The organism is Lysobacter sp. M15 (genome assembly GCF_022662515.1).
Classification (GTDB): Bacteria; Pseudomonadota; Gammaproteobacteria; order Xanthomonadales; family Xanthomonadaceae; genus JAKPBU01.
In genome coordinates this window covers 152,370-167,208 of record NZ_JAKPBV010000014.1, presented here as the reverse complement: position 1 = coordinate 167,208, position 14,839 = coordinate 152,370, and the positions used below count along the sequence as shown (strand labels likewise).

Sequence of the window (14,839 nt, the reverse complement as noted above, 5' to 3'; positions counted from 1 at the left end):
CCGAGCAGACCATGGCAGACGCGTTCTTGCAGCTGCATCGAGCGACCCCGCCGGACCCGGCGGTATTCGCGCCGCGCATGGTTTCGCCATTGCCGAGGGTTCATGTGCTGATCGTTTGCGCCGGAAACGTGCGCCGTAGTCCGATGGCAGCGGCGTTGTGGCGCCACAGGTTCCGCGAGCAGCCGATGCTGGTGCAGTCCGCTGGGCTGAACGCGCTGAACGGGCTCGGCATCGATCCGCGGGCCGAAGCGGCGCTCGCCGCGCGTGGCCTGAGCGGACGGCCGCACGTCGCCAGGCAAGTGACCGGCGCGCTCGTGGAAGCGGCGGATATGGTGCTGGTGATGGATTGCGCACAGGCCATTGCGGTGCAGGCGCTGTCGCCATGTGCGTCCGGACGCACGTTCACGCTCGGAAAGTGGTCGGGCGGTGCGGAGATTCCGGATCCGCATCCATACACCGCGGATGCGTATGCACGTGTCTGCAGTTTGATCGAACGCGCAGTCGACGATTGGTATGAACAGCTGAATGGCCGTGTCGCCGCGGCTACGATGATGTAGTGCCGCCCGCGTCTGCGGGCAGGGACGCCGGCAGCCAATCCATGTACGTGAGGATTGGCCACAGAGCAAGAAGCGTTTCCCGAGAAAGCAAGTTCGAAACCCACAAGGATGGAGCCAGGTGAGCGTAGTTCACCTACCTGTAAGGATGGCGTGCGTACCTTGTTTTGGTGACGCGCGTTACAGGGGCGCTCCGTCCGCAAGCAATTCCTCGAAGGCCCGCCCCGACACGCCCATGCAAAATGAGAAGTTTGTTGCCGCGAGCGCCATTACAGTAGCGGTTACCCTGGCATCCATATTCTGGCTGCGCCCCTTGGCGCGACGCATCGGCCTGGTCGATACGCCGAGCGAGCGCAAACGCCATCGCGGGAGGGTGCCGCTGATCGGTGGTCTGTGCTTCTTCATCGGCACCATCGCCGGCCTGATCTACTTCCATCATTACGACCCTTTCGTGGTCGCCCTGCTCGTGAGCGGCGCGATCGTCGTTCTGCTCGGCCTGCTGGACGACCTGTACGACCTCAGCCCGCGCACGCGGCTGCTGATCCAGGCCGGTACGGTGGTGTTGGTCATGGCCGCTACCGGCGTCTACGTCGACAGTGCCGGCAATCTGTTCGGTGGTGGCGAGATCCGGCTGTACTGGCTCGGCATTCCATTCACCGTCGTCGCCGTGGTCGGTCTGGTCAACGCATTCAACATGCTCGACGGGATAGATGGTCTTGCCGGCAGCCTGAGCATGATCAGCATCGCCGCGATCCTCGCCTTCAGCGGCGTCCAATGGCCGGTGCCGAGCGTGCTGCTGATGCTCCAGCTGCTGGCAGTAGCGCTGGTGCCGTACCTGCTGGTGAATCTGGGCTGGCCGGATGGGCGCAGGATCTTCATGGGCGATGCCGGCAGCATGTTGCTCGGCTTCGTCCTGGCATGGAGCCTGGTTTCCCTGAGCCAGCGCGGCGGCGGGCTGGCACCGGTGGACGTGTTGTGGTGCGTGGCGTTGCCGGTGATGGACACCATCGCGGTGATGTACCAGCGCGTGCGCAGCGGAAGGTCGCCGTTCCGCGCGGACCGTCGACACCTGCATCACATGCTGCTGGATGCGGGGTTGTCGCCACGCAAGACGCTGGCGCTGGTCGTCGCCAGCGGTGGGCTGATGGCTGCGCTGGGCTATGCGATGCGCGATGTGACCGAAGGCCTGAGCCTGCTCGCATTCCTGAGCGTGCTGGTGGCGTATGTGCTGCGCGGTCCGCGCGCCGTCGCTTGGCTGCGGATGGCGGTGAACGGCCACCACACGGCTTTGCCGGACCGCCTCTCCGGGGCGATCTCCGGCTTGCTGGGCAGTTCCTGGGTGTACTTGTTGTTCGGAAAGCAGGCCAGTGCGCTTTCCATCGCACGAAGCGGGTCGCGGCACACGTCGCCACCCACGATGGCCGTCACGAGCGACGACGGCCGGCTGCAGGTCCCTCTTACGGTGCAGGCACCGGATTCCGATTTCGACCAGCGCGACGAGCCTGTCGCGCAATCCGGCTCCGCACACGACGGGCGGGTCAGGGCGCTGTGCGTGCTCGACGGAACGCCCGGCGACCTGGAAATGGTGCCGATCATGCAGCAGCTGTCGGCGGACGCGCGCTTCGACGCCCGGATCTGCGTCGCCGGACTCCAGGACCAGGAACTGCATGCGGACCGCCGCTCCGCCGACCGTAGCCGCGGCGAACCCGAGCCCGACCCCGGCCTGCCTCAGGATCCCGCGGCGGTGGTCTCGCGGACGATGGATGAGATGGGGCGCATGGTCAGGGCGTTCGACCCGGACGTGGTCCTGATCCATGGCGAGTCGCCGACCGTGCTCGCCACCGCGCTGGTGGCGTACTACCAGGAGATCCCGGTGGCGCGCATGGGAACCGAAGCGTCGCCCGGGGCGGACGCAGTGCAGGCGCATGCCGAGACCAACGACAGGATCATCAACACCCTGGCCTCGCTGCATTTCACCTCGAGCGAGCGCACCAGCGACGAACTGATCGCCGCGGGAATTCCGCAGGACCGGATTACGGTCACCGATCACGCAGGCATCGGGTCGCGGCGCGCGCGCGCGCGTTCCGCCGACGCCTGCGTGCGCATCGCCGAGGCGCTGGCGCACCTGCCGCACGGGGCACCGGCGACGCAATCCGAGGTGCAGGAAGAGGTACCTCCGCCCCGCTTGGCGGCGAACGAATATGCCCGGCAAGGCGCGCAGGCGCCGGCAACGGCAGGAGAGAGCAGATGAAAAAACTCACCGTGGACGGCAGACACACGGACATCATCGCGCGTGACGCGGGGCATCTGCGCGATGACGATATCGACCTGGGCGCGCTCGTGGGGGTGGCGAACGACCACAAGTGGCTGATCCTGATCGGCACCGCGATGTTCTTCCTCGCCGGTGTGATCTACGTCATGGCAGCCAAGCCGACCTATCAGGCCAGCGCCCTGGTGCAGGTGGAGCGCGGCAGCGCCGGCGCTCCCGGACAGTCGCCGCAGACGTCCCTGACCCTGGTCGAACCCGCACGCTCGCAGGCGGTCACCGAGATTCCGCTACTGACCTCGCGCACCTTGTTCAGCGATGCGGTGAACAAGCTGGACCTGGACGTCCGCATCGAGCCGCAGCGGCTGCCGATCCTGGGGGATTTCCTCGCGCACCGCTACGCGCCGAAGCGACCCGGAGACGTCGCACCGCCGCTGTTCGGCCTGTCGCGCTATGGCTGGGGAGGCGAGGAACTGCACATCAAGCAGCTCGATGTGCCTGACAGCCTGTTGAACCAGCCGTTGGTGCTGGTCGCCGAGCCATCGGGCCGTTATCGCCTGCTCGACCAGGACGGGGAGCTGCTGGTGCGCGGGCGCACCGGCACCGTCGCGCGGGCCGGCACCGTGGTCGCCGACGTGGAGACGCTGCGCGCCAATCCCGGCACCCGTTTCAATGTGACCCGGCTGAACCCGCTGGCGGCGATCAGCGCGCTGGCCGACAACATCGAGGCCACCGAGCAGGGGCGGGATTCGGGCATCATCTCCGTCACCTACCGCGACACCGATCCGGCGGTCGCGGCGCAGGTGCTGGACCATATCACCAGCGCCTACGTGCGCAGCAACGTGCAGCGCAACTCCGCGGAAGCCGAGCGCAGCCTGCAGTTCGTCAACGAGCAGCTGCCCAAGGTGCGCAAGGAGCTTTCGCGCGCCCAGGCGGCGCTGAACAAGTTCCAGAGCGAGGTCGGTACCGTCGACATCGAGCTGTCGACACGTGCGCTGCTCGACCAGACCGTCGCCATCAACGCCAGCCTGCAGACGCTGCAGACGCAGCAGCCGGAGATCGCGCGCCGCTTCACGCCCGCGCACCCGGCGTCCAAGGCGCTGCGCCAGCAGATCGGCCAGCTCCAGAGCGAGAAGGGCGCACTGCAGGCGCGCATGAACAAGCTGCCGGACATCCAGCAGGGCCTGTTCCGCCTGACCCGCGACGTCGAGGTTACCAACCGCACCTACACGACGCTGCTCGACCGGGCGCAGCAACTCGACATCGCCCGCGCCAGCGCGATCGGCAGCGTGCGCGTGATCGATCGCCCGTCGGCCGACCTTGCCATGCTGGTGTGGCCGCTGAAGGTTCCGATCGTGCTCGGTGCTACTGCGCTTGGCGCGATGCTGATGATCGCGTTCGTCTACCTGCGGCAGATGTTCAACCGCGGCGTCACCGATCCGGCCGACGTCGAGCGGCTTGGCCTGCCGGTCTACGCGGCCATTCTCGACAGCCCGCAGGAGCGGACGCTGGCGCTGCGCCAGCGGCGCGGGCGTTCCCGTCACTTGCGTCCGCAGCTGTTGGCGCTGAACTCGCCAACCGATGGGGCGATGGAGGCGCTGCGCTTCCTGCGCACCAGCCTGCATTTCGCCCGGATCGAGCCGGAGAACAAGCTGCTGATGATCGCCGGACCGAGCTCGGGCGTCGGCAAGACCTTCGTCTGCTCCAATCTGGCGGTCGCAGTCGCGCAGGCGGGTCAGCGGGTAGTGCTGGTCGACGCCGACATGCGTCGCGGAACCCTGCATCAAGTGCTCGGCGTCCGCGCCACGGAAGGCCTGTCCGAACTGATCTCACGGCAGATCACCCTGGACGCAGCGGTGCGCACCGTCGCAGGCGCCGAGAATCTCTCGTTCATCTCGCGCGGCGCGCCGCCGCCGAATCCGTCGGAACTGCTGATGCATCCCAACTTCGGCAAGTTGCTGGACACGCTCGCCGCCAACTACGACCTGGTGATCATCGACACCCCGCCGGTGCTGGCGGTGACCGACGCCGCGGTGATCGGCCAGCACGTCGGCACCACCCTGCTGGTGGTGCGCTCGGGCCTGAGCCAGGCGCGCGAGATCGCACTGGCCAAGCAGCGACTCGAGCAGAGCGGGGTCGAGATCAAGGGCGCGATCGTCAACGGCTTGAACAAACGGAGCAGCTACCACTATGCCTACGGCGACGATTACCTTGGCGCGCAGCCCGGCTGAGGCGGCGGCGGCGCGATGAGCCAGCACATGTCGTCGTCTATCGTCGCCAGCGAACTCGACTGCGACGCCCTCGCCGCGTCGCAGGCCGCGCGCCCGCCACTGCAACCGCCGTCGATGTCCGAGCCGGCCGACGCCATCACGGCGGACGGCGAAGCGCGGCGTCTGCAGATCGCCATGTCGCCCTACCTCGACGAGCCGGACTTCTCCGCGCTGACCGACGAGTACAAAGCCGGCGCGCCGCTCGATCTGGTGTCGGTCGCCGACCTGCTGCGCAACGCCTTCGTGTACACGCCGCATTCGATCTATCGCGATCTCAAGCTGGCCACGCCGGGCTTCGATCCGCAGCACGACATGCACGGCCAGCCGGAGTTCCGCTATCAGTTCCATGAGAGCGGGCGCAGCCAGCGACACGACGGGACGAACGTCGACTGGGTGGAGAAGTACCACCAGTTGTTGTGCGACGCGTTCGAAGCCTCGTGCCGGGAAATCCGTTCACCATGGTTGCTGCAAAGCGGCGGCAAGGATTCCACGCCGCTCGCGATCGCCGCTGCCGAAGTGCGGCCGGAGACGCATTGCATTACCTATCTGGGCGGCAGCGAGGAGAACGAAATCGCTTCCGCCACGCTGGTTGCGGAAAAGCTCGGCCTGCGTCACGAGACGCTGATCTGCAACCCGGGGCGCGCCTACGACCGCTATCTGGAGCTGCTGCCGCGCATGCCGCTGCCGACCGCGGATTTCGCGCTGCTCTCGTACGTGGACCTGGCGACCACGATCGCTGGCGAAGGCGGAGACGGCATCATCGATGGCATGGGCGCGGACGGTTACTTCGGCGCTTCCGTGCAGCGGCGCGAGCGCATGCTGTCCTGGCTGGCCCGCGGGCTGCGACTGCCGGGCCGGGCCACGGAGCTGCCGTTGCTGGGGCGCAATTTCGAGTTCTGCTATCTGATGTCGACGCTGCAGATGAATCCGCTCGAGCGCGTGTTTCCGGGTTCGAGATTTACCGATGCCGAGGTCGACGAGTTGTTCGGTCTCGAAATCTCCGAACAATCCAGGGCGCGTCTCGCCCCGTTCCTGTCCGAGATCGAATCGGCCGCCAACCTCGACGAGTACTGGGCGATCACCAGTTCGATCTCCGGCATCGCCGGCGGCTTCGCCAAGGGTCTCTACACCGCGCCGGCGCTGTCGTTGCGCATGGCCTACCCGTTCTGCGATCGCGCTTTGCGCGAATGGGTCTACACGCAGCTGCCGTCCGAACAGCGCATCGATCCGGTGACCCGGGCCAACAAGGTGCTGGTGCGCCGGCATATCGCCACGCGCTTCGCGCACCTGCCGTACGTCGCGCGCAAGGGTTGTTTCCGCTTCGACCTGTGCGGCCTGGCGCGGCAGCGCTTCGACCAGGTCCACGACTTCGCCGTGCAGGCGCACGACCTGCTGCCCGGTGCCGTGACCTGGCTGGAGCGCAACCGCAAGCGCATGGACAACAAGTACCACGCCTCCAGGTTCTACCTGCTGGCGGTGGTGCTGCCGTGGCTGGTGCAGCACAGCCAGCGCCGGCCGCAGTCGCAGCAGGCGCGGGTGCAGATCACCATGTCGCCCTACTACGGCAGGCCGGACTTCTCGGCGGTCGACGGCGGCGGCCGCCGTCGCAGCCGGCTGGACGAGGTCTCCATGGCCGACCTGCTGCGCAACGGCTTCGTCTATCCGCCGCACTCGGTCTTCGAGGACGTGAAGCTGGCGACCTTCGGCTTCGATCCGCGCCACGACATGCACGACGAGCCGCAGTTCCACTTCAACTTCCGCGACAGCGGCAAGCGCGCCGAGGGCGACAACGAAGAAGCCACCGTCGCCGAGTACCACCGCCTGCTGTGCGAGGCGTTCGAGCGCTCCTGCGCGAAGATCGGCCAGCCCTGGCTGCTGCAGAGCGGCGGCAAGGATTCGACCACGCTCGCCATCGCGGCGGCCGAGGTGCGCCCGGACACGGTGTGCATCACCTACCTGGGTGGACGCGAGGAGAACGAGATCGCTTCCGCGCATGCCGTGGCCAGCAGGCTGGGGCTGCGCCACGAGGTCCTGACCTGCGATCCGGGCCGCGCCTACGACCGCTATCTGGCCATGCTGCCGCAGATGCCGTTGCTGACCGCGGACTTCGCCCTGCTGTCCTATGCCGACATGGCGACGACGATCGCGGCGCAAAACGGCGATGGCACGGTCGACGGGCTGGGTTCCGATATCTATTTCGGCACGCCGATGCATTCGCAGCATCGGGTGCTGTCCTGGCTGGCGCGCGATCTGCGGCTGCCGCGCTGGTTGACCGAACTGCCGTTGCTCGGCCGCAGCTTCAAGGCCTGCTACCTGCTTTCGACCCTGCAGATGGATCCGAGCGAGCGGCTGTTTCCCGGCTCGCGCTTCACCAACAGCGAGGTCGACGAGATTTTCGGCCGCGAGATCGCCACGCTGTCGAAGGCGCGTCTGGCATCGTTCCGTTCGGAGATCGCGTCGGTACCCAGCAGCGACGACTGGAAGGCGATCACGCTGACCATCTCCGAGGCCGCCGGTGGATTCGCCAAGGGCCTGTACACCGCCAGCGCGCTGGGCCTGCAGGTGGCGTACCCGTTCTGCGACCGGGTCCTGCGCGACTGGGTGTACCGGCAGGTGCCGTCCGATCAGCACGTCGATCCGGTGACCCGTGCCAACAAGGCCCTGGTGCGGCGACACATCGCCACGCGCTTCGAGCGGCTCCCGTACGTGGAGCACAAGGGCTGCTTCCGTTTCGATCTGCGCGGGCTGGCGCAACAGCGCTTCGACCAGGTCCATGCCTTCGCCGCCGAGGCGCGCGACGTGCTGCCCGGCGCTGCCGGCTGGCTGGAACGCAACCGCGGACGCCTCGGCAACAAGTACCACGCCTCCAAGTTCTATCTGCTGGCGGTGGTGTTGCCCTGGATCGCGTGCCACGGCGCGCAGGATGCCGATCAAGGAGGGCGCGGTGACGTCTAGGCTGCGTCGTCGCATCGGATGCGTACCGCGGCAACCCATCGATCTGCTGCGCAGGCGGCTGCTGCTGGCGATGCCGCTCGCGTTCGCCGCCGGGCCGTTGGCCGCGATGGCGCAGCGCACGGCACCCCGGCGCCAGCGCGGCGCGACCCGGATCGACGTGCGCAGCACCGGCGCGCGCGGCGACGGGATGAACGACGATACCGCCGCGTTCCAGCGCGCCATCGATTCCCTGCCGGAGGATGGCGGCACGGTCGCAGTCCCGGCCGGCAGCTACGTGATCGACCCCACGCGCCGGGTGGTCCTGCGCAGCAGGATGCACCTCGACCTCGCCCCCGACGCACGCCTGCTGGCCAAACCCAACGCGGCCGAACGCGCCTATGTGCTGGAAGGCGCCCGCGTCAGTGACGTGGAGATTTCCGGGGGCCGCATCCAGGGAGACCGTGATGGACACCTCGGCGACAGCGGCGAGTGGGGCCACGGCATCGCGCTGTACGGCGCCAGGCGCGTCACCGTGCGCGACATTCATGTGTCGGGTTGCTGGGGCGACGGCATCGCCATCGGCGGCAAGAGGGCGAAGAAGACCGACAAGGTGCCCGAGCCCAGCGAGGACATCGTGCTGGTCAACGTGGTCAGCACCGGCAACCGCCGCCAGGCGCTCACGATCGGCCATTCGCGGGGCGTGCGCGTCTACGACTGCCAGTTCAGCGACACCGCCGGGACGATGCCCCAGTGCGGCATCGACCTGGAAGCCGATCCGCCCTGGAACGTCGAGCGCGCCCATATCGAGAACTGCCGCATCCACGGCAATCACGGCAGCGGCATCCAGATCTACCACCGCGTGCGCGGCGTCACCATCCGCGGCTGCACCATCGAGGACAATCGCGGCTATGGCGTGCTTGCCATCGAAGCCGCCGACGGCACCATCGAGGACAACGAGATCCGCGACAACGGCTACACCGGCGTGCTGCTGCGCACGCGCACCCGCGACTTCAGGGTCAGCGGCAACCGCTTCCGCGGCAATTCGTTGCGCCGCCGCGGTGACGCCAAGCGCGCCAAGCTGCCGGTGGGCGCGCACATCCGGCAGGCGGAAGACACATCGGGAATCACCTTGGCCGGCAACCAGTTCCTCGATGATGCGGACCGCTGAACCCGCCCGGTCTCACGTGCGAGGCAATGACCAATCACGGAGAGCCGCCGCGATCCACACCGAAGCAATGATGGCGAATCGATGAGCGACTATCGCGACCTGCCACTCCACATCGCGCGCCGCGCGGCCGAACGCAAGCGCGAGTCGGAACGCTTGCGCGTACGCTGGCGCACGCCCCTGCGCGCGCTCGCCTGGCTGTCGGGCGTGGCCGCCGTCGCGGTACTGACGGTGCTCGCGCAGCCGTTGTGGCAACCCTATGTCGGTGGCCGGCAGGCCGAGGGGCAGCGATTGCAGAACGACGCCCGCCCCCTTGCCGCGCGCCCGCCGGAGCAGGTACCGCCCGCCGCCACGCCGCCGCCACGCGCCACGACCGATACGGCCGATGCGACGGAGCCCGCTCCGCTTCGCGCCCTGTCCGCACCTGCGCAAGCGCCGCCCGCGCGCGAAGCGCCGCCGGTCGAACCGTCCGCCATTGCCGCGGACAACGACGCCACCGACGCACCGAAAGCCGCGGCAACCGAATCCGCGCGAGCGGCCGGGGAAACCGAAGCCCTGCGCAGCCGCGCCGACGAAGACCTGCGTCGCGGGCGCCTGCAGCAGGCGGCCGACGGATACCGCGCGGTGCTCCAACGCTCCAGCAACGACACCGCCGCCGAGGAAGGCCTGGCGAAGATCGTCGCTGCCCATGCTGTGCGCGCGCAACGGCTGGCGGCGGATTTCGACTTCGACGCGGCCGAGCAGGAACTCGCCATGGCCCGCAACCTGGATCCGGATGCCGTCGCAGTGCGCGAGGCCGTCGACGATCTGGCGCGCGCGCGTGCGGCGCGCGCGCGGCTTCCCTCGTCTGTCGATGCCGCGCGGCAAACCCGCGTTCGCAGCCTGCTGGATGAGGCGTCCAACGCCCTGGCGCGTGGCGACCTGATGGACCCGCCCGGGGAAAGCGCCTTCGACAAGATCGCCGCCGCCCGCGCGCTGGCTCCCGATGCAGCCGAAGTCCGCATCGCAGCCTACCGGCTCGAACGCGCGCGGCAGGCGCAAGGCGACCGACCCGCCACACCGAGGTGAGCGCGCGCCGGGGACAGCCCTGTGGGCGCCCGCGTCCGCATACCGTCGCCGCTGCGCTAAAATGCCCGGTCTGGCCCGCGCGCCGGAGCCTCATGTGGGCCGTTAGCTCAGTCGGTAGAGCATCGGACTTTTAATCCGCTGGTCGATGGTTCGAATCCATCACGGCCCACCATCGCAGCGCAACCAACTCCTCGGATCCGGGCGTCTCAAGCCCGTCGTTGCGGTCGCGGGTCGTACCTATCGGGGCTTCGTTCCCGGCAGGTCGTCCAGGAACCGGGCGAGTGCCTCGGAAAAATGCACGGGCTGGTCGACGAAGACCGCGTGCCCTGCGCCCGATATCACGCTCAGCTGCGCGCCTGGTATATCGCGCGCCATCTGCCGCAGCGCCTCGATCTCGCCTGAGTTCTCCGCAGCGACGATCAGCGTGGGCCTGTCGATCTTGCCAACCACGCCGCGCCGGTCGGTGGTGAGCAGGTCGGATACCAGCATCGCAATCCCGGTATTCGTCGGCGTTTTCGCGGACGCACGCACCAGCGAGGATTTCCTGTCCGCGCTCATCGGCTGGACCAGGCTCGCATCGATCATTCCGGCGAGATATTCGCTGGGATAGTGGGCGTAGAGGGAGATCCGGCGCAGCAGCAGGTTGGTTCCCTCCGGGTCAACAGTGAAACTTGCCGGCCCGGCCGCCAACGCGGAGTCCACCAGTACCAACCCGGCGATGCGCCCGGTGCCATGGCGCTCGATATAGGCGGCGATGTCCTGCACGCCTTGCGACCAGCCCACCAGCACCACAGGCGATTCGCTGAATTTCGGAAGCAGCGCGTGCAGGTCGTCGGCCCTGCCCTCCGGAGTGTTTCCGCTCGGCGCCTGGGAGGATTCGCCCTGCGAACGCGGATCGATGGCCGCCACGCGGCGCGTATCGGCCAAGGCTCGCATCTGCTCCGTCCAGATCGATGCCGACCAGGTCCAGCCAGGCACGAATACGACTGTCGGATGCGGGCTTTCCTTGCCACCGTGCAGGTAGTGGATCGTGACGCCCTCGGATGTCTGGGCGAACGCGCTGGCAAATATCCGCTCCGAAGACCGGGTCCCGGTCGCCAATGCGGGCATGGTTGCGAGCAGAATGCATGCCATTGCCGTTCGGGGAATCGCTCGCGCACAAGCGCCGGACTGCAGGTGCAGTGAACGGCACGGAAATCGTTGACGACTGAGCATCGGGCCTGCTCGGGTAGTTGGCTGGAGAAAATTCTCGATTGGCCCTATCAAACGCCTCGAAAGCGATGCTTGGAAGACCCAGCGGTGCGTGTTTCACTGGAGCCAATCCGGGAAAATGCCATACACCCGATACTCAACGGAGTGGTTGACAAGTCACTCGAGCCGAGACCGTTTTCGGGTTCGGCCAGATTGCCGTCACGCTGCCCTCATGAAGAAATCAGTTCCCGCAGACTCGCCCGCCGCATACGTCGCTGCGCTCACCGGCTGGCGCAAGGTCCTCGTCGAGAGCCTGCGTCGTTCCGCGCTTGCAGCGGGAAAGCTGGAAGAACGGATCAAGTGGGGGCACCTGGTCTATTCCTTTAATGGCCCCGTGCTGCTGATCCGAGCCGAGGAAACGCGCGTGCTGTTTGGCTTCTGGCGCGGCAAGCGGTTGGCGAACGTTGACAGGCGCCTGAAGCCAAGCGGCAGGTACGAATTGGCCAATATGGTGCTGGTCGAGGGCGATGAAGTGAGTCCTGCGCGGGCCAGGAGCCTGGTCGAGGCGGCAATCGAGCTGAACCAACAGCTCGGCGACCCAAGGGTTGCAGCCAAGGTCCCACAGGGCACGAACTCTTAGCGCCCATCCGGACGTTTGCCTGGTCGCTGGCGAAGCAGCCGGATTCGCTCGACAGCCGAAGCCTTGCAGGTCGCGATGGCCGTCAGCCCACCAGCCGCTTCTCATAGCGCCACACTTCCAGCCTGAAGACACCGGCTGGCGTGTCCAGCGGATTGACGACGGTGCCGGTGCGCTGCCAACCGCACTTCTCGTAGAAGCGGGCGGCGCGCTCGTTGCCGATCGCGCAGGCCAGCCAGGCGGTGGCGACGCCCGCTTCGGCCAGGCGCGCCTCGGCATCGGCCACGAGCGCCGCGGCCACGCCGGATCCACGCGCAGCTGCGGTGACGAAGAGCTGATAGAGCTCGTCGCCATGGACCATGCAGAAACCGACGGTTTCGTCTGACAGCTCGGCCACGCGGACCTGGTCGAGCGCGGCCCGCAGCCGCTCGCCGAAGCTCTCGAAGGTACGCAGGCGCGCCAGTTCTGCCGGCAGTATCTGCGCGTGGGCGTCCTGCCAGCCGTCGTACCAGATGCGGGCCAGACGATCGATCTCCGCGGCATGGGCGTTTCTGATGTTCATTCCAACCACCACGATTGCTTGTCCGTTACGTGCGCAAATGGATCAGGCCTCACGCGCGTCGGTGGCGCGCTCGAGCGCCGCCATCAGCTGCGCGCCGTAGCGCGCGAGCTTGGCCGCGCCGATGCCTTCCACCGTCGAAAGCGCGTCCAGATCGCGCGGTGGATCGAGTGCGACCGCACGCAGGGTGCGATCGTGGAACACCACATACGCCGGCAGGTTCTGCTCGCGCGCGACTTCGGCGCGCCAACTGCGCAGCGCCTCGAACCGCTGCGCGGCGTCGACCGGCAGGTCGACGGGTGAGCGGGCCATCGGGCCGGCAGCCCCGTCGCGCCTTCCCCGCCTGCGGGTCGCGGGCGGATCGCTGCGCAGCGCCAGCGTGCGTTCGCCACGCAACACGGCGCCGCTGTCCGCGGTCAGGCGCAGGGCGCCGTAGCCTTCCACGTCCGCCTCGAGCAGACCCGCGGCCACCAGCTGGCGGAACACGCTGCGCCATTGCCTGGCGTCCAGTTCCTGGCCGATGCCGAACGTGCTCAGGTGCTGGTGACCGAACTGCTGCACCTTGGCGCTGTCGGCACCGCGCAGCACGTCGATCAGGTGGGCTGCGCCGAAACGCTGGCCGGTGCGGTAGACGCAGGACAGGGCCTTTTGTGCGGTCACCGTGCCGTCCCAGGTCTGCGACGGCGAGAGGCAGTTGTCGCAGTTGCCGCATCGGCCCGGGTGCGCTTCGCCGAAGTAGGCGAGAAGAGTGCGCCGCCGGCAATCGGTGGATTCGCAGTAGCCGAGCAGTGCATCGAGCTTGCGGCGCTCCAGCAGCTTGCGCTGCTCGGCCGCGTCCGAGGCAGCGATCATCCGCTGCAGCAGGGTCGCATCGCCCAGGCCGTAGGCGAGCCAGGCTTCCGAGGGCTCGCCGTCGCGGCCGGCCCGGCCGGTCTCCTGGTAATAGCCTTCCATCGACTTGGGCAGATCGAGATGGGCGACATAGCGCACATCCGGTTTGTCGATGCCCATGCCGAAGGCAATCGTGGCCACCATCACCACGCCCTCGCCACGCAGGAAGCGGCGCTGGTGATCCGCGCGCACGGCCGCGTCCAGGCCGGCGTGGTAGGGCAGGGCGGTGATGCCGGCGTCGGCCAGCATCTGCGCCGTGGCCTCCACTTTGCGCCGCGACAGGCAGTACACGATGCCGGTCTGTCCGCGGCGTGCATCGATGAAGTCGAGCAGCTGGCGCGGACCGCCATGCTTGGGCACCACGGTATAGCGGATGTTCGGCCGGTCGAACGAACTGACGAACTGGCGCGCGTCCTCCAGCGCCAGGCGCTCGACGATCTCGTTGCGCGTGGGAGTATCGGCGGTGGCGGTCAGGGCGATCCGTGGCACGTTCGGCCAGCGTTCGTGCAGCAGGGTGAGTTCGCGATATTCCGGGCGGAAGTCGTGGCCCCACTGCGAGACGCAGTGGGCCTCGTCGATCGCGAACAGGGCGATGTGCGCGCGTTCGAGCAGCGAGAGGAAGCGTGGGGTGAGCAGGCGCTCGGGCGCCACGTACAGCAGGTCCAGTTCGCCCGCGGCCAGCTGGCGCTCGACCGCGTTCGCCGCCTGCGCGTCCAGGCTGGAATTGAGGAAGGCCGCCCGCACCCCCAGCTGGCGCAGCGCTTCCACCTGGTCCTGCATCAGCGCGATCAGCGGCGAGACCACGATGGCCGTGCCTGCGCGTAGCAGCGCTGGCAGCTGGTAGCACAGCGACTTGCCGCCGCCGGTGGGCATCAGCACCAGCGCATCGCCGCCGGCCATCACATGCGCGACGATCTCGGCCTGCGGCCCGCGGAAGGCGTCGTAGCCGAAGACGTCGCGCAGCCGATCCAGGGCAGCGGGTTGGGCGGGGAGATCAGGGACGGCGGACATCCGGGCAGGTTAGCAACCGTCCGTCTCACCCGGTGTACGGGAACCCCGCTGGATGGGGCAGGAAAACTCCGCTTTCCGCTATCGACCCGCTCGTAGGTCGGGGCTACGGCCCCGACGCTTCGCGATGATGGGTTGCGCGGACGTCGGGGTGTGGCACGCCTTATGGTGGCTGCCCTGGAGGCCGTGCAGTTGTGCGCACGTCGGGCGCGTAGGCCCGACCTACAGCTTCGGCGTTTGTTCGGGCATCAGGGCCCGGAGCCTGACCCCACCTTCCGTGGCCGGCCAATCGTCGG

10 protein-coding genes and 1 tRNA gene are annotated in these 14,839 nt (G+C 67.9%); 8 read left to right on the top strand and 3 right to left on the bottom strand.

Translation table 11 applies throughout. The annotated features are described in order from the left end of the window. The first annotated feature begins 11 nt into the window (after window positions 1-11). From MC380_RS14920 to MC380_RS14890, 7 genes are all read left to right on the top strand, one after another. Window positions 12-557 (top strand): low molecular weight phosphotyrosine protein phosphatase, encoded by a 546-nt coding sequence (locus MC380_RS14920; protein WP_242165673.1) that lies wholly within the window; start codon window positions 12-14, stop codon window positions 555-557. Window positions 558-867: 310 nt separating this feature from the next. Then, window positions 868-2,805, top strand: coding sequence for a UDP-N-acetylglucosamine 2-epimerase (locus MC380_RS14915; protein WP_242102856.1), 1,938 nt, complete (start codon window positions 868-870; stop codon window positions 2,803-2,805). Continuing rightward, window positions 2,802-5,051, top strand: a complete 2,250-nt coding sequence (locus MC380_RS14910; protein WP_242102857.1) for a polysaccharide biosynthesis tyrosine autokinase — start codon at window positions 2,802-2,804, stop codon at window positions 5,049-5,051. The genes MC380_RS14915 and MC380_RS14910 overlap by 4 nt, the downstream gene beginning before the upstream one ends. 27 nt (window positions 5,052-5,078) lie before the next feature. Continuing rightward, window positions 5,079-8,045 carry an asparagine synthase-related protein gene (locus MC380_RS14905; protein ID WP_242102858.1) on the top strand — a complete coding sequence of 989 codons (2,967 nt, stop codon included), beginning with the start codon at window positions 5,079-5,081 and terminating at the stop codon, window positions 8,043-8,045. Next, the gene (locus MC380_RS14900; protein WP_242102859.1) at window positions 8,035-9,192 is read left to right on the top strand and encodes a right-handed parallel beta-helix repeat-containing protein; all 1,158 of its coding nucleotides are present in this window, start codon (window positions 8,035-8,037) and stop codon (window positions 9,190-9,192) included. The genes MC380_RS14905 and MC380_RS14900 overlap by 11 nt, the downstream gene beginning before the upstream one ends. Window positions 9,193-9,273: 81 nt before the next feature. Beyond that, entirely contained in the window at window positions 9,274-10,257 is a 984-nt protein-coding gene (locus MC380_RS14895; protein WP_242165671.1) for a hypothetical protein, read from the top strand. A 96-nt stretch (window positions 10,258-10,353) separates the two neighbouring features. Next, window positions 10,354-10,429, top strand: a tRNA-Lys gene (locus MC380_RS14890). 65 nt (window positions 10,430-10,494) lie between these two features. Here MC380_RS14890 and MC380_RS14885 read toward each other — a convergent pair. Next, a complete protein-coding gene (locus tag MC380_RS14885) occupies window positions 10,495-11,391 on the bottom strand; it encodes an alpha/beta hydrolase (RefSeq protein WP_242165669.1) in 897 nt (298 codons plus the stop codon). Between the two features lie 289 nt (window positions 11,392-11,680). Here MC380_RS14885 and MC380_RS14880 point away from each other — a divergent pair, with 289 nt between their 5' ends. Next, window positions 11,681-12,088: a DUF1801 domain-containing protein gene (locus tag MC380_RS14880; protein ID WP_242165667.1), complete on the top strand. Its 408-nt coding sequence runs from the start codon at window positions 11,681-11,683 to the stop codon at window positions 12,086-12,088. Window positions 12,089-12,170: 82 nt separating this feature from the next. Here the strand turns inward: MC380_RS14880 and MC380_RS14875 are convergent, their stop codons facing one another. Both MC380_RS14875 and recQ read right to left on the bottom strand, forming a co-directional pair. Further along, complete coding sequence (locus MC380_RS14875) at window positions 12,171-12,647, bottom strand: GNAT family N-acetyltransferase (RefSeq protein ID WP_242165665.1); 477 nt, start codon at window positions 12,645-12,647, stop codon at window positions 12,171-12,173. Between the two features lie 42 nt (window positions 12,648-12,689). After that, complete coding sequence (recQ, locus tag MC380_RS14870; RefSeq protein ID WP_242102864.1) at window positions 12,690-14,546, bottom strand: DNA helicase RecQ; 1,857 nt, start codon at window positions 14,544-14,546, stop codon at window positions 12,690-12,692. Window positions 14,547-14,839: the final 293 nt, after the last annotated feature.